The sequence below is a fragment of the Uliginosibacterium sp. TH139 genome (assembly GCF_002855595.1).
GTDB lineage: Bacteria > Pseudomonadota > Gammaproteobacteria > Burkholderiales > Rhodocyclaceae > Uliginosibacterium > Uliginosibacterium aquaticum.
In genome coordinates, this window is the sequence record NZ_PKRR01000003.1 from 154,927 (window position 1) to 170,576 (window position 15,650).

Here is a 15,650-nt window from a genome sequence, read left to right on the forward strand (position 1 = left end):
CTGCATCCGGGCTACTCGACACGAATCACCATGACCAAACAGAAACCCTGGCTCGCGCCACTCCTCTCACTGCTGATCCTGCTGCTCACGCTCGCCGCCTGGCACCTGGCCACGCGCCCGAAAGAGGCGGCGGTGATCGTCGATCCTGAATACGCGGCACTGGTCGGCGGCGCAGCCGCCACCGGAAGCAAGAGCGCCTTCCCCGGCCCCGGTGAAGTCGGAGCCAAGATCTGGTCGCACATCAAGGATCCGTTCTACGACAAGGGCACCAACGACAAGGGGCTGGGCATTCAGATCGGCTTTTCGCTGGCCCGCGTGCTGGGCGGCTATCTGCTCGCCGCGCTGGTGGCAATTCCGCTCGGATTTGCCATTGGCATGTCGCCGCTGATCTACCGCGCGCTGGACCCGTTCATCCAGATCCTCAAGCCGATTTCGCCGCTGGCCTGGATGCCGCTGGCGCTCTACACGATCAAGGATTCGGGCATCTCGGCGATCTTCGTTATCTTCATCTGCTCGATCTGGCCGATGCTGATCAACACGGCTTTCGGCGTGGCCAGCGTGCGGCGCGACTGGCTCAACGTGGCGCGCACACTGGAAGTGAGCCGCCTGCGCACCGCCTTTCTGGTGATCCTGCCGGCTGCGGCGCCGACCATCATGACTGGCATGCGCATTTCCATCGGCATTGCCTGGCTGGTGATCGTGGCGGCCGAGATGCTGGTGGGCGGCACCGGCATCGGCTACTTCGTGTGGAACGAGTGGAACAACCTCTCGATCACCAACATCTTCACCGCCATCCTGCTGATCGGTCTGGTCGGCATGCTGCTCGACACGGCGCTGGCGAAGCTGACCAAGCTCGTGAGCTACAGGGAATAAGCCATGTCCTTCCTCAAAGTTGAAGCACTCGCCCGGCGTTACGCAAGCAACGGCCCGGCCGTGTTCGAGAACATCCACTTCGGCATCGAGCGCGGCGAGTTCGTGTGCATCCTCGGCCACTCCGGCTGCGGCAAGACGACCATCCTCAACGTGCTGGCCGGGCTGGATGAAGCGAGCAGCGGCCATGTGTTCATGGACGGGCGCGAAGTGCGCGGCCCCTCGCTGGATCGCGGCGTGGTGTTCCAGAGCCATGCGCTGATGCCCTGGATGAGCACGCTCGCCAATGTGGAATTCGGCGTGCGCTCACGCTGGCCGGACTGGAGCCGCGAACAGGTGGCCGCGCATGCTACGAAGTATCTGGAGATGGTGGGCCTCGGCCACGCCCTGCACAAGAAACCGGCCGAGCTTTCCGGCGGCATGAAGCAGCGCGTCGGCATTGCGCGCGCCTTTGCCATCGAGCCCAAGATGCTGCTGCTCGACGAACCCTTCGGCGCGCTCGATGCCCTCACCCGCGGCACGATTCAGGACGAGTTGCTGGGCATCGTGCAGGCCACGCAGCAGACCGTGTTCATGATCACCCACGATGTGGATGAAGCCATCCTGCTGGCCGACAAGATCCTGCTCATGAGCAACGGCCCGCAAGCCAAGATCGCCGAGATCGTGGAGGTGACCATGCCGCGCAACCGCACCCGCGCCAGCATCCACCACGACCCGCAGTACTACCGCATCCGCAACCATCTGGTGGACTTCCTCGTCGAGCGCTCGAAGCTGTATGCAGGCGACGCGGTGGAAGGCCACGACCCGAAGCATCCCCCCATCGTGCGTCCCGGCCTCGTTGCCGAAGACGCCGTATCCAATCCCATCGCAGCCTGAAGGAGCCCGCCATGAAGCGTTACGACGTGACCGAAATGATCATCGAGAAGAAGATCGCCAAGAAGCTCAAATGGAGCCAGATCGCCGAAGTGGTCGGCCAGTCCAAAGAATGGACCACCGCCGCGCTGCTGGGCCAGATGACGCTCACCGCCGAGCAGGCCGCGAAAGTCGGCGCGCTGTTCGAATTGCCGGAAGAGGCGATCGATCTGCTGCAGGTGGTGCCCTACAAGGGCTCGCTGCCCACGGCTGTGCCAACTGACCCGCTGATCTACCGCTTCTACGAACTGATCAGCGTGTATGGCACAACCTTCAAGGAGCTGATCCATGAAGAATTCGGCGACGGCATCATGAGTGCCATCGATTTCAAGATGGATCTGCAACGCGAACCCAACCCGATGGGCGACCGCGTGAGCATCACCATGAGCGGCAAGTTCCTGCCTTACAAGACCTACTGATCGAAGCACCCTCCCGACACCCGCCGGGAGGGCTTCAAAGATCAGACCAGCGTCAGGGTGACTTCGACATTGCCACGCGTGGCGTTCGAGTACGGGCACACCACATGGGCGCGCTCGATCAGGGTGTGCGCAGTGGCTTCGTCCAGCCCCGGCAGGGAAATCTTCAGTTCCACTTCGATGCCAAAACCGTTCGGGATCGGGCCGATGCCCACTTCGCCGGTGATGGCGAGGTCGGCCGGCAGCTTGATGCCATCGCGATGAGCGACGAACTTCATGGCGCCGATGAAGCAGGCCGAATAGCCGGCAGCGAAGAGCTGCTCCGGATTGGTGCCGGCGCCGCCCGCACCGCCCAGTTCCTTCGGCGTGGTGAGCTTCAGATCGAAGCTGTTGTCCGAGGACACGGCACGACCATCACGGCCGCCGGTGGCGGTGGCTTGGGCACGGTAGGCGACTTGTTCGAGTTTCATGCTGGGACTCCATTTCATATTTTTGGCTATTAAATTGTGTGCAACATATTTGCACCTGAAGGCCGGGCCAAAACAACCGACCTTCAATTCCGGGAAATTCAGGTTTTGAGCAAAGCTTCGCCCAGCTTGCGGCGCAGCCGTTGCAGCTCCGCGGTCATGGTCTGCAGCTCGGGAATCGTGCAGGCCGTGGCGCACAGCACCGCCTGCGGCACGGCCAGCGCTTCCTCGCGCAAGGCTCGGCCAGTGTCGCTGAGGCTCACGATCACCTGGCGCTCGTCTTCCGCGCTGCGCGCCCGCAGCAACATGCCCTGCGCTTCGAGGCGCTTGAGCAGCGGCGTTAGGGTGCCGGAATCGAGGAACAGACGCTCGCCGAGCGCCGACACGGTCAGCCCGTCCTGCTCCCACAGCACCAGCATCACCAGATACTGCGGGTAGGTCAGGCCCAGCCTGGCCAGCAAGGGCTTGTACACCTTGGTCATGGCCAGCGAAGTGGAATACAGCGCGAAGCACAGCTGGTTATCCAGCTTGAGCAAGGCGGCGGAGTCGAGCTGATCGGCAGGAGAGGCAGCACGGGAGTTCATGGCCCAAACATTACATTGCGCACAATTTAATTGCAAGCACTAAATTACACGGACTGGATGAGCTGGCTCCCCTCAATTCGTGTCGTGCTTGGCACGCAGCGTGCTATGGACTAACAGCCTGTCATCAGAGGCACCGTATAATCGCCGCCTTTGGCAACCCATCAGGAGCGCATCCGCATGTTTTCTCCGGCACCCGAGATCTTCAAGGCCTACGACATCCGTGGCATCGTCGGCAAATCCCTCACCGTTGAAACCGTGCGCGGCATCGGTCAGGCACTGGGATCGGAAGCCCTGGTGCGCGGCCAGAAAACCATCGTGATCGGTCGCGACGGCCGCCTCTCCGGGCCGGACTTCGCGGCGGCCCTGGCCGAAGGCATCACCAGCACCGGCATCGACGTGATCGACATTGGCTGCGTCGCCACCCCGATCACCTACTTCGCGGCCTATCACCTGGGCGCCAACAGCTGTGTCTCGATCACCGGCAGCCACAACCCGCCGGACTACAACGGTCTCAAGATGGTGCTGGGTGGGCAGACGCTCTACGGCGCAATGATCCAGGATCTGCGCCGCCGCATTGTGGAAGGCGATTTCGCTCAGGGTACCGGCAGCGTTTCTCACACCGACGTGCGCCCGGCCTATATCGAACGCATCCTTAGCGATGTGAAGCTGGCTCGCCCGATGAAGATCGTGCTCGACTCCGGCAACGGCGTGGCCGGCAACACCGCACCGGAACTTTTCAAGCGCCTGGGTTGCGAGCTGACCGAATTGTTCAGCGAAGTGGACGGCAATTTCCCGAACCATCATCCGGACCCTTCCAAGCCGGAAAACCTCGAAGACGTAATCGCCGCGCTGAAGGCAGGCGACGCTGAAATCGGCCTGGCTTTCGACGGCGACGGCGACCGCTTGGGCGTGGTCACCAAGGATGGCGAAATCATCTATCCGGATCGCCAGATCATGCTCTTCGCGGCCGACGTGCTTTCGCGCGTGCCCGGCGGCCAGATCATTTACGACGTGAAGTGCACACGCAACCTCGCCCCGTGGATCCGCAAGCACGGCGGCGAACCGGTGATGTGGAATACCGGCCACGCGCTGGTGAAGACCAAGCTCAAGGAAACTGGCGCTCCGCTGGCCGGCGAGATGAGCGGCCATATGTTCTTCAAGGAACGCTGGTACGGCTTCGACGACGGCCTTTACACCGGCGTGCGCCTGCTCGAGATCCTGTCGCGCAGCCCGGATGCCAACGCCATTCTGAAGGCGCTGCCGGACGCCGTATGCACGCCCGAACTGAACATCAAGATGAGCGAAGGCGAACCGGTGGCGCTGGTCGAAAAGCTCAAGACGGTGAAGTTCGCCGGTGAAGTCGAGCGCATCACCATCGATGGTCTGCGCATCGAGTTTGCCGATGGCTTTGGTCTGGCCCGCTCTTCGAACACCACGCCGGTGGTAGTGCTGCGTTTCGAAGCCGATGATGCCGCCGCGCTGGAACGCATCCAGAGCGAGTTCCGCAGCAAGATCAGCGCGGCTTGGCCGGGCATCGAACTGCCCTTCTGACGCCAGGCGCTCTGCTTGAACGGCCCGCCCTGTGCGGGCCGTTTGCTTTCAGGAAACTGGCTGGGCCTGCAGGCGCTGCACAAACTCCTGCGCCGGCAAAGGCTTGCTGAAGAAGTAGCCCTGGTACAAATCGCAGCCGTGAGCCTGCAGGATCATCAGTTGCTCGGGATCCTCCACCCCTTCAGCCAGCACCTTGAAGCCCAGCGCACGCGCCATGCTGATGATGGCCAGGGTGATGGCGCGGTCGTCGCGGTCATGCACCAGGCCGTCAACGAAGCCCTTGTCGATCTTCAGCACGTCCAGCGGGAAGCGCTTCAGATAGACCAGCGAGGAGTAGCCCGTGCCGAAATCGTCGATCGCGATGCGGATCTGGCGAGCGCGCAGATTGTCGAGCAGTCGGGCAACCTCGCTATGGGCATCCATCAGTACCGATTCGGTCAGCTCCAGCTCCAGCTGATTGGCCGGAAAGCCTGTTTCGCGCAGCACTTGCTCCACCAGTTGATCAAACTGGCCATGGCGGATCTGTTGGGCCGACACATTCACCGCGAGGCGCAGCGGCGGCAGGCCAGCATCCAGCCAGGCACGCCCCTGGCGACAGGTTTCGCGCAGCACCCAGGCCCCTAGTTCGCGGATCAGGCCGGTCTCCTCGGCTATCGGGATGAAGCGCGCCGGCGCCAGCAGCCCCTCCACCGGATCCTGCCAGCGCACCAGGGCCTCAGCTCCCACGATGCGCCCGCTGTGCAACTCGACCTGCGGTTGGTAATGCAGGAACAACTCGCCGCGGGTGATCGCGCGGCGCAAGCGGGCATCGATGCTGATACGGTCGCGCGCGGCGTCCGTCATGCTTGACGAGTAATACTGGAAGCGCCCGCGCCCCTCGGCCTTGGCCCGGTACATGGCAGCATCGGCCTGCTGCAGCAAGGCCTCGGCAGTTTCGCCGTAGCCAGGAAACAGACTGATGCCGATGCTGACACTGCATTGCACCTCGATTCCGTTGGGCAACTGGAAAGGCGTTTCAAGCGAGTGAATCAGTTCTTCAGCAACCCGCGCCGCATCCTCGAGACGCGCCAGGTGCTCAAGCAGGATGGTGAATTCATCGCCGCCAAGACGAGCAAAGAAATCCGTTTTGCGCAGGCGTGCCCCAATCCGCTCGGCCAGCAGCTGCAGGAGTTGATCGCCTACAAGGTGGCCGAAACTGTCGTTGATATCCTTGAATCGATCGAGATCGAACATCAGCAGCGCCAACAGGCTGCCATCGCGCTGCGCCACGGCCAGCCCATGCTCCAGGCGTGTGAACAGCAGCAGGCGGTTGGGCAGTTGGGTCAGCGCATCATGGTGGGCGAGATGATCCAGGCGCTCCTCTGAAGCCTTGAGGCTGGAAATGTCCGAGAAAACCTGCACATAGTTGCAGACTTCCCCTTGCTCATCGCGTACCACGCTGATGCTGAGCCACACCGGCGCTACGCGGCCGTCCTTGATCTGGCCCCAGTACTCTCCCTGCCAGTGGCCGTGCTGCGCAACGGACTCCCAGATCCCCTTGAAGAACGCTTCATCGTGACGGTTTGAGCGCATCAGGGTGCCGGGTTTGCCCAGCACCTCGGCCTCGCTATAGCCCGTAATCTCTGTGAAGGCGGCATTGGTCATCACGATGCGCAGCTCGGCGTCGGTGATCACCACCCCTTCCCGCGCATTCTGGAACACGGCAGCCGCGCGGCGCAGGGCCAGTTCCGTCTCCTTGCGCACCGAAATATCGGTATGGGTGCCGGCCATGATCAGGGGCCGCCCCTCGGCATCGCGCTCGACGATGCGGCCGCGGGTCAGAATCCATTTCCACTGCCCACTGGCCGTGCGGATCCGGAACTCCACTTCATGCAATGGCGTGCGTCCGGCCAGATGCGCCTCGATCGAAGTGTGCGCCCGCGCCAGATCCTGCGGATGCAGATAATCGACCCAACGGGCCGGTGAAATATCCCACTTGCCGAACTGATAGCCCAGCATCGAAGCGAAACGCGGACTGATATCAAACTGGTTGGTTTGCACATTCCACACCCAGAAACCTTGCTCCGAGCCTTCGATGACCCGGGCATAGCGGACCTCACTCTCGCGCAGGGCATCTTCGGTCCGTCGCTGGGTACTGATGTCCTGCATCGCACCGCGAACGGCCACGATATGCCCTTCAACCAGCACTGGCTCGGCCACCAGGCGCACCCACTTCTCTACACCGCCGGGCGTCTGCAGTGCCAGCACCATGTCGCAGGCGCTGCCCTCCCCAAACAGGCGCGCCATGGCCGACTCGAACAACAGACGCCAGCGCTCACTGAACAGATGCGGACCAAACAGCAAAGGGGGCTGTGCAGCGGCATCGAGGCCGCAAATCCGCGCTACCTCCTCGCTAAGCGGCCCCTGCAGGCTCGCTGCATCCACCTCCCAGGCGCCCAGCTCAGCCATCGCGCTCATGTCCTTGAGCAAATCGTGCTGATGCTTCAGGGCCGCCTCCATGCGCCGCCGCTCACGCTCGTCGCTGAAGGCAAAAATCCGTCCGGCAGCCCGTCCATCGTCATGATGAATCGCCGTCTCGCGCAGGGACACCGGGATCTCCGCCTCATCGCGGCGGATCAGGGTCAGATCCCCCGAGAGCGCGGCAGCATGCACGGCGTCCAACCCCGAGCGACGCAACACGGCACCGATCTCCTGCCCGAGCGCTTCGCCCATTGGCCAACCGGTGATCCGCTCGGCCTCCGGGTTGAGATAGCTGATCTGGCCTCGCTCATCGACTGCAATGATCGCATCGCCCACGCTGCGCAGGATCGCAGCCTGGGTGCTCCGGCTGGCTTCGAGACGGAACCAGGCGCGATGCAGGGTTTCGCATAACACGCTGATCAGCAGGCCATTAGCGAGTAGAAAAACCCAGCGCAGCTTTTCACTCGGGATGGACAGCAACTGGGCCGCAGCTTCCGGCGGCATCAACAAAAGGGAAGCACTCGCCCCCAGGACCGTGGCCCACAAACCCGGCCACAGGCCACCAATGGCCGCGCTGACAATGATCGGCAAGATCAGGATCTGCAAAACCGGTGTCTCCGGGCCATGCGCCAGGCTGAAGTGCATGAAGGCAAAGCTCAGGCTGGAGACAAGGGCAAATCCATATTGCAGCCAGCGGGGCCACCCCAGCAGTGGGCGCAAGCCATTCATCGGCGTTGCCACCGCGCGCAGCGCATCAGCGGCCGGCACGGCACGTAAGGCGAAAAACAGCATGGCCGTGGTAATGAACACGAAAGCCACGCCCTTGGCTGTCGACAGCCAGACGATGCGCGACGAATCGGTGAGCTCGGCCAGCAACTGGTCGGACAGGAAGATCCAGGCCAGCGCAAAAACGGCATAACCCAAGCTCGCCAGGGCAATGAAGCGTTGTCGCGGAGTGAATATCATCGAGTGGTCCGTTCCCAAAGCCCCCGGCACGATCATCCGTGGTCACCCTCAAGTCTGCGTCAATCCTCACTGCAACAGCAACGCACACACCCTCAAGCCCATCCGCCGGCATGCAAAAAGGCGCCCGCAGGCGCCTTTCTAGTCTCAGACAAAAGAGCATTCAGAAGCGGTAACCCACCCCGAGGCCCCAGGTGATCGGGTTCAGACCCACATTGCCGACCTTGGTGCCGCCCACTTTCACGTCGGTATCCATCTGGAGGTATTTCACATCCAGGTTCAATGACCAGTTCCGGCTCAGGGCAAAGTCCAGCCCCGCTTGAGCCGCCAGCCCGATACTGGAACTTTCGACTTCGGCCGCCCTGCCAAGGATATTGCTGCGATCCGAGAACAGGGTGTAGTTCAGGCCCAGCCCAAGATAAGGCTTGAAAGCCCCCAGATCCGTGAAGTGGTACTGCAGCAGCAGCGAAGGCGGCAAGGCCTTGATCGTGCCCTGCTTGCTGCCCCCCACCTTGATGTCGACTTCCTGCGGATAAGTCAGCACCAGTTCGGTGGCGATATTTTTGGTGAAGAAGTAGCTGATATCGAACTCAGGAATCCAGCGGCTCTTCGCCTCAATGGCGGTCGAGCCCCCCAGCGGCAAACCGTCGGACTGCTTGTTATCGAAATCAACATAGACCGCGCGCACCCGCAGCAACCACGGGCTCTCCTCGGCATGTGCGGCAGGCATGGCCGTCGCCGCCAGCAGGGCAAGCACGGCCGCCAGCATTTTCTTGTTCATGAGTCTCTCCTCTGTAGGTTGGGCAAACATTTCCGTCGCTGAAGAAGGGCGCTCCTGCACGCCCCTCTCCGCGCCCCTCAAATTGCGGAGTTGATCTTAATCAAAAAGACCTTTTCGCGAGAATGGGAATTGCCCCTACACGCTTTCCCGCAGGGAAAGCTCAAGCCTCACACAGGGAACGTGCATCCTCCAGCAGCGCATCCACAGTTTCCGCCTCGATATCCCAGGCGCACATGAAGCGTGCCGCACTACCGATGAAATCGTAGAAGCGCCAGCCACGCCGACGCAGGCCCGCCGCGACCTCGGCCGGCAAGTCCACGAACACACCATTGGCCTCAGTTGGCGCGATCAGGCGCAACCCCGGCAAGTCTGCCAGCCCACGCGAGAGACGCTCGGCCATCGCATTGGCATGCGCGGCACGGCGCAGCCAGGCACCGTCCTCCAGCATGCCCAGCCAGGGCGCAGCCAGAAAACGCATCTTGGACGCCAGCTGGCCGGCCTGTTTGCAGCGATAGGCAAAATCTTCGGACAGGCGCCGGTCGAAGAACACCACCGCCTCACCCACCGGCAAACCCATTTTGGTGCCGCCGAAGCACAGCACATCCACGCCGGCACGCCAGGTGATGTCCGCCGGCTTCACCGCCAGCGAGGCCACCGCATTGGCAAAGCGCGCGCCATCCATGTGCACGCGCAGGCCATACTGGCGCGCCCGCTCGCTGATCGCCGCGATCTGCTCGGGGCGATACAAGGTGCCCAGCTCGGTCGCCTGGGTGAGCGTCACCACACGCGGCTTCGGGTAGTGGATATCGCTGCGGCGCTCGACCAGACGCGTCACCTCGTCCGGGCTGATCCGCCCAAACTCGCCCGCGGCCGCCAGCAGCTTGGCGCCGTTGGAGAAAAACTCCGGCGCCCCGCACTCATCCGTCATCACATGTGCCGCCTCATGGCAGATCACACTGTGGTAGGACTGGCACAGCGAGGCCAGCGCAAGCGAATTGGCCGCCGTGCCGTTGAAGACAAAGTACACGTCGCAATCGGTTTCGAAGATCGCACGCATGCGATCCGATACGCGCCGGGTCCACTCATCATCGCCATAGGCCATGGCGTGGTCTGAGTTTGCTTCGGCAAAGGCGGCAAAGGCCTCCGGGCAGATCCCGGCATAGTTGTCGCTGGCAAAGTGCTGGGCCATGAAAATCTCCGCTGCAGGCTGATCACAAGCCAAACATTATCCACCGGCGAGCGGCCTGCCTCGAGAGATGACGAAGCGGTTACCGCTAAATGACGGGCGTCTGTCAAAAATGTTTAACCTGTAACACATACCCTGCCGGATGTCGCTCTCGCTCTTCACAAGGAACACATCCATGCGTTTTGCCCGCCTTCCCGTCGCGGCCGCCCTGCTCGCCGCCGTTTGCCTGCCTGCCGCCGCGCAGACCCTCTACCCGATCAATCGCGCCGAAATTCTCGCCGGTTCGCGCTTCGACCTGAAGGTCGAGTTCCCCGGCACGGTCGATGCCGCCAGCGTAAAACTGACCCTCAACGGGCAGGACTATCACAAGCTGCTCGGCAAGTCTGCCAGCCTGATCCCGGACGAAACCGGCAAGGGCGCCTCCAGCCTGATCCTGCGTGACGTAACGCTCACCAGACCGGGCCAGTACAGCGTCGAAGCCTCGGACGGCACGAACACCCGCAAGGTGGTGTGGAACGTCTACGCCACGCCGGCCAAACCTGCCGCGAAGAACGTGATCCTCTTCATCGGCGACGGCTTCTCGGTTGCCCACCGCACTGCGGCGCGCATCCTGTCGCAAGGCATTGAAGACGGCAAACTCAAGGGCAAGCTGGCCATGGACGAACTGCCGGCCATGGCGCTCCTCAGCACCCAGGGCACCGATTCGATCATCACCGACTCGGCCAACGCCGCACACGCCTACACCACCGGCCACAAGAGCTGCGTGAATGCGCTGGGCGTGTATTGCTCGCGCGCCGCCAACTCGCTGGATCACCCGAAAGTCGAAACCCTCGGTGAGCTGGCCAAGCGCAACGGCCTTGCCGTGGGCGCCGTGACCAACTCCGAAATCGAAGATGCCACGCCCGCCGCGATGGTGGCCCACACGCGTCGCCGCTCGGACTTCAATGACATCGTGAAGATGTTCTACGACACCAAGATCGACGTGATCATGGGCGGCGGCTCGCCCAACTTCCTGCCCAAATCCACGCCGGGCTCCAAGCGCACCGACGAGGTGGATTACATCGAGCAATTCAAGGGTGCAGGTTACGCTTTCGCCACCACCAAGGCCGAAATGGCCACCGCGGCTGACGACAAGAAAACCACTCGCCTGCTGGGCCTCTACAACACGGGCAACATCGATGGCGCGCTGGACCTGAAGTTCCTCAAGAAGGGCTCGGTCAGCAAGTTCCCGGATCAGCCGGATGTGGTCGAAGAAATGAAGGCCGCCATCAAGATCCTGTCGCGCAACAAGAAGGGCTTCGTGCTGATGGTCGAATCTGCCCGCATCGACAAGTACTCGCACTCGATGGATGCCGAACGCGCCATCTACGACACGATCATGCTCGACAAGGCGGTCGCCGAAGCCAAGCGCTGGAGCAAGGCCAACGGCAACAACACCCTGATCCTCGTCACCGCCGATCACAGCCACGGCGTGAGCGTGGTCGGCACGGTGAATGACGATGCTGCGGGCAACGACATGCGCAACAAGATCGGCACCTATGAAGATGCCGGTTTCCCGAACTACCCCGCGCCGAACGCCGAAGGTTATCCGGAAAAAGTCGATGTATCGAAGCGTATCCGCCTGGTGTTCGCCAACACGCCGGATTACTACGAAACCTTCCGCCCCTACCTGGACGGTGAGAACGTGCCGGCAATCAAGAATGCCGAGGGCGTGATGGTGGCCAACGAGAAATACAAGGATGTACCGGGCGCCGTGTTCCGCACCGGCAACCTGCCGAACGTGGGCCCGCGTGGCGCCAACCAGGGCGTACATACCGGTGATGACGTGGTGCTCACCGCCGGCGGCCCCGGCTCGGCGGCCGTGCATGGCCAGATGGAAAACACGGATCTATTCCGCGTGATCGCCGAGGCGCTGGCACTCGGCAAGCCCGCTGCAACGGGCAAGAAGTAAGCAATGTTCTCCTCGCAGTTTGCCGGCGGCTCACGCCGCCGGTTTTTCTTTGGCCTGGCAGTCCTGCTCGCCAGCCCGCTCTTGCGTGCGGCCGAGCTCCTGAGTTTTGACGGACTCTACAAATCCAATACCGTGCTGGGCCTCAAGTTCGCCGAGCGCACTCTGGCGCTCAAGGGCCAGAACGTGCGCCTGCGCGGCTACATGGCGCCGCCACTCAAACCCGAAAGCAAGTTCTTCGTGCTCACGCGCGAGCCAGTATCGATCTGCCCCTTCTGTTCTTCCGACGCTGAATGGCCGGTCGACATCGTGGTCATCTACGCCAGCAAGACGGTGGTCCCCACCAATTTCTCCGAACGCATCGAAGTCGAAGGCACGCTGGAAGTCGGCAGCCATACCGACCCCGCGACCGGCTTCGTCAGCCAGCTGCGCATCCGCGATGCCAGCTTCAACAAGCTTCGCTGAACCCATGAACACCGGCACCCTGCGCGCCACCGGCCTGCGCTTCCGCTTTACCGGCCAAACCGCCGATCTTTTCGCCCTCGACCGCCTCGAACTCACCGCCGGCCACATGCTGGGCATCCGTGGCGCCTCCGGCGCAGGCAAGACCACGCTGCTACACTGCCTCGCCGGTATTGAGCCACTCACTACTGGCAGCATCGTGTGGGACGACACGGATATCACCGCATTACCAGGTGCAGGACTGACGCGCTGGCGCCAGCAAAAGCTCGGGTTGGTGTTCCAGGACTTTCACCTCGTCGAAGGCCTTTCGGCGCTGGACAACGTGCTCCTGCCCGCCAGCTTCACTGGCTGGCGCATCGCCCCCGCACTGCGTTCGCGGGCAACCCGTCTGCTCAGCCGGGTTGGCATTGCGGAGCCAACAAGACGTGCTGAACTGCTCTCACGCGGCGAGCGCCAGCGTGTCGCCGTGGCCCGTGCGCTGCTCTTCGCTCCGCCGGTGGTGCTGGCCGATGAACCCACAGCCAGCCTTGACCCGGAAAACCGCGAAATCATCGCCGACCTGCTATGCGGATTGGTGCGCGAGCACGGTGCCACGCTGATCGTCGTTTCCCACGAAAGTGCGCTGCTCCGCCGCATGGATCGCGTGCTCGAACTGCGCAGTGGCACGCTGCAGGCTGCGGAGGCCGCCCATGTTTAATCCCCTGCCCGTCGTGCTCGCCGACTACCGCCGCAACCGTCTGCTGGTCGGCATCACCCTCGCCCTGATCGCCCTCGCAGTCGCCATCGGGGTGGCCGTCATTGCACAGGAGCGCGCGCTGCGCCAGGGCAGTGCGCGTGCGGCGGACGATTTCGACCTGCTCGTCGGCGCGCCCGGCAGCCCCACCCAACTGGTGCTGACCAGCGTCTATCTGAAGCTGCAGTCGATCCCTCTGGTGAGCGGCGAAGTGCTCGTCAAAACCAGTACGGCGCGCGGCATACGCTATGCCGCGCCAATCGCGTTCGGCGATAACTGGCAAGGCCATCCCATCGTGGGCACGACCGAAGACTTCGCCAGTCGTGGCGGACGTCTGCCGCCGCTTGAGGGGCACCCGTTTCGCCAGCGCGGCGAAGCGGTGATCGGCGCCCAGGTGCCGCTGGCAATCGGAGCCCGGATACACCCGGAACATGGTGCCCATCACCATGACGACGATGAGGAGGGCCACGAACATGAGCTCGCCTACACCGTGGTTGGTCGCCTGCCCGCACGGCATAACGTGTGGGACAACGCCATCCTCGTGCCCGTCGAAGATGTATGGGCCGTGCATGAACTACCTTCGGGCCACCCGCCAGGCAGCACGCAGATCGGGCCGCCCTGGGATGCCACCCGGGTGCCGGGCGTACCGGCCATTGCCATCAAGCCCGAATCGGTCGCCGCAGCTTACGGTCTGCGCGGCCAGCTGCGCACGAACGAGAGCATGGCGCTGTTTCCCGCCGAAGTGCTCAACGAGCTCTACAGCACGCTGGGCGATGTGCGCGATCTGATGTCGATCCTGGCGCTAGCCAGCCAGGTCCTCGTCGTGATCGCGGTACTGATGTCTCTGCTCGTCGGTTTTCTCGCCCGCGCCCGCCAGTTCGCGGTGCTGCGCGCCATCGGCGCCGGCAGCCACTACGTGTTCAGCGTGATCTGGCTCGAAGTGAGCCTGCTGGTGGCTGGCGGCGCAGCCCTCGGCCTGCTGTTGGGCTACGCCACCTCGTGGCTGCTGATGCAGTGGATCGCACCGCGCATGGGTTTTGCAATGCCAGTATCCCTTGGCAGCGAGGAGCTCCTGCTCGCCAGCGCACTCGCAGCCGCCGGACTGCTGATTGCAGTCCTGCCGGCCTGGCTGTCCCTCCGCCGGCCGGTTGCCACAGGCTTGAAGGCATGAAAAAACCCGCACGCGGCGGGCTTTTTCAGCATCCGGAAGGCCTCAGGGGCGGGTCCGGCCTTTCATGTTCACGCCAGCTTGCCCGCTCACAGCGAGACTCTCCAGCGAGTCATGAACGATCTGCCCGGCGTAGCTGCGGTTGTGGAAAGCAGCGCCAGGGTCGCGCAACAGGAAGGTGTAGTTGAACACGGCCTGCAGCAGACGCGGCGTATAAGCCTTGTAGCTGTTCGTCGGCTTGAGTTCATCGTCATCCACCACACCATTGCCATTGCTGTCGGTGTACCAGTAGGGAGAGGCCTTGGAAGAGTAGGCCAAGGGCACACCTCCGACCTTGATCGCATACTGCTGGATGCCGGCATACAGCGCATCCATGCTCTGCTTCAACTCGCTGCGATAGTCCGCGATGCGGTCGCCCTTGTCGGTATGGCAGCTATCACACTTCTCAACCTTGGCGTGGCCGCTGTGCGGGTCGTGGCAAGCCAGACAGTTATCCAGCTGCTTGGGATGCTTGTAGCGCCCGTCATAGGTCTTGCCTGCAAACTCGTAAGCCACCTTGGCCTGGGTGCCGAAGAGCGTGGCGCCCGCCGGGAAGTAATGCACATGGATGAAGGCCAGCGCCGGATCCGGCGTGTCGAGTGCCTTGCCGGCAATCGCCTTGTTCACACTGGCCGTGGACTCACGCCCCTGGTGACAGGTCATGCACAGGTTGGCGTCATTGAGGCCGGCATCCACTTCCAGCCCGCTGGCGAAGGTGACCTTGCTGACCTTGTGACGCTCATAGCTGAGCATGTCGGCATGGCAGTTGGTGCAGGCATAGGCATTCTTCACCTGCTTGGCCGGGGCGTTCTTGCCATTCGCCAGATATTCCGGCACACCCTGAGCCGCATGGCAGCGGGCGCAGCCGGCGGGAATTTCAGCCGCCTGGTCCCAGTAATGGAAGGCCTTGCCATCCCGGTTGAAGTGCCCCACGCCCATCTCGATACGCGCGCCAGCAGGTTTGCTCTGCGCCGCAGCAGGTTCGGCCGCGAGACACGGCGTAAGGAGTGCGGCCGCCATCAGGGCCAGCACCAGACTGATCATTCTCTTCATGAAAAACTCCGCTCCGGATCGTCGTTTGCACACGCAAAACCACTTTGTCAGGATAGG

At 62.8% G+C, this 15,650-nt stretch carries 14 protein-coding genes; 8 read left to right on the forward strand and 6 right to left on the reverse strand.

From position 1 onward, the window contains the following. Positions 1-30: 30 nt before the first annotated feature. Genes ntrB through cynS form a run of 3 tightly spaced genes read left to right on the forward strand, consistent with a single transcriptional unit; the run spans position 31 to position 2,201 of the window. Positions 31-873: a nitrate ABC transporter permease gene (gene ntrB, locus C0V76_RS07810; RefSeq protein ID WP_101941833.1), complete on the forward strand. Its 843-nt coding sequence runs from the start codon at positions 31-33 to the stop codon at positions 871-873. Positions 874-876: 3 nt separating this feature from the next. Further along, a complete protein-coding gene (locus C0V76_RS07815; protein ID WP_101941834.1) occupies positions 877-1,746 on the forward strand; it encodes an ABC transporter ATP-binding protein in 870 nt (289 codons plus the stop codon). Between the two features lie 11 nt (positions 1,747-1,757). Next, positions 1,758-2,201, forward strand: coding sequence for a cyanase (gene cynS / locus C0V76_RS07820; RefSeq protein ID WP_101941835.1), 444 nt, complete (start codon positions 1,758-1,760; stop codon positions 2,199-2,201). A 41-nt stretch (positions 2,202-2,242) separates the two neighbouring features. On the opposite strand, the gene C0V76_RS07825 is transcribed toward cynS, so the two are convergent. Next, positions 2,243-2,668: an organic hydroperoxide resistance protein gene (locus tag C0V76_RS07825; RefSeq protein ID WP_101941836.1), complete on the reverse strand. Its 426-nt coding sequence runs from the start codon at positions 2,666-2,668 to the stop codon at positions 2,243-2,245. 98 nt (positions 2,669-2,766) lie between these two features. Beyond that, entirely contained in the window at positions 2,767-3,249 is a 483-nt protein-coding gene (locus tag C0V76_RS07830; RefSeq protein ID WP_101941837.1) for a MarR family winged helix-turn-helix transcriptional regulator, read from the reverse strand. A 177-nt stretch (positions 3,250-3,426) separates the two neighbouring features. On the opposite strand from C0V76_RS07830, the gene C0V76_RS07835 reads away from it, so the two are divergent. After that, complete coding sequence (locus tag C0V76_RS07835; protein WP_101941838.1) at positions 3,427-4,800, forward strand: phosphomannomutase/phosphoglucomutase; 1,374 nt, start codon at positions 3,427-3,429, stop codon at positions 4,798-4,800. Positions 4,801-4,848: 48 nt separating this feature from the next. Here the strand turns inward: C0V76_RS07835 and C0V76_RS07840 are convergent, their stop codons facing one another. The 3 genes from C0V76_RS07840 to C0V76_RS07850 all read right to left on the reverse strand — a co-directional run bounded on the left by C0V76_RS07840 (position 4,849) and on the right by C0V76_RS07850 (position 10,193). Then, positions 4,849-8,226: an EAL domain-containing protein gene (locus C0V76_RS07840; RefSeq protein WP_158239174.1), complete on the reverse strand. Its 3,378-nt coding sequence runs from the start codon at positions 8,224-8,226 to the stop codon at positions 4,849-4,851. A gap of 160 nt (positions 8,227-8,386) precedes the next feature. Further along, a complete protein-coding gene (locus tag C0V76_RS07845; RefSeq protein ID WP_101941840.1) occupies positions 8,387-9,004 on the reverse strand; it encodes an OmpW family protein in 618 nt (205 codons plus the stop codon). A 160-nt stretch (positions 9,005-9,164) separates the two neighbouring features. Beyond that, positions 9,165-10,193, reverse strand: coding sequence for a low specificity L-threonine aldolase (locus C0V76_RS07850; RefSeq protein ID WP_170020053.1), 1,029 nt, complete (start codon positions 10,191-10,193; stop codon positions 9,165-9,167). Positions 10,194-10,365: 172 nt separating this feature from the next. Between C0V76_RS07850 and C0V76_RS07855 the strand changes: the two genes are divergently transcribed. Genes C0V76_RS07855 through C0V76_RS07870 form a run of 4 tightly spaced genes read left to right on the forward strand, consistent with a single transcriptional unit; the run spans position 10,366 to position 14,504 of the window. Next, complete coding sequence (locus C0V76_RS07855) at positions 10,366-12,141, forward strand: alkaline phosphatase (protein WP_101941841.1); 1,776 nt, start codon at positions 10,366-10,368, stop codon at positions 12,139-12,141. Between the two features lie 3 nt (positions 12,142-12,144). Continuing rightward, on the forward strand, positions 12,145-12,603 hold the full coding sequence (locus C0V76_RS07860) for a hypothetical protein (RefSeq protein ID WP_101941842.1): 459 nt from the start codon (positions 12,145-12,147) through the stop codon (positions 12,601-12,603). A 4-nt stretch (positions 12,604-12,607) separates the two neighbouring features. Beyond that, positions 12,608-13,297 (forward strand): ABC transporter ATP-binding protein, encoded by a 690-nt coding sequence (locus C0V76_RS07865; RefSeq protein ID WP_101941843.1) that lies wholly within the window; start codon positions 12,608-12,610, stop codon positions 13,295-13,297. After that, positions 13,290-14,504, forward strand: a complete 1,215-nt coding sequence (locus C0V76_RS07870) for an FtsX-like permease family protein (RefSeq protein ID WP_101941844.1) — start codon at positions 13,290-13,292, stop codon at positions 14,502-14,504. The genes C0V76_RS07865 and C0V76_RS07870 overlap by 8 nt, the downstream gene beginning before the upstream one ends. Positions 14,505-14,546: 42 nt before the next feature. Here C0V76_RS07870 and C0V76_RS07875 read toward each other — a convergent pair whose 3' ends face one another. Beyond that, complete coding sequence (locus C0V76_RS07875; protein ID WP_143707375.1) at positions 14,547-15,593, reverse strand: hypothetical protein; 1,047 nt, start codon at positions 15,591-15,593, stop codon at positions 14,547-14,549. Positions 15,594-15,650 lie beyond the last annotated feature (57 nt).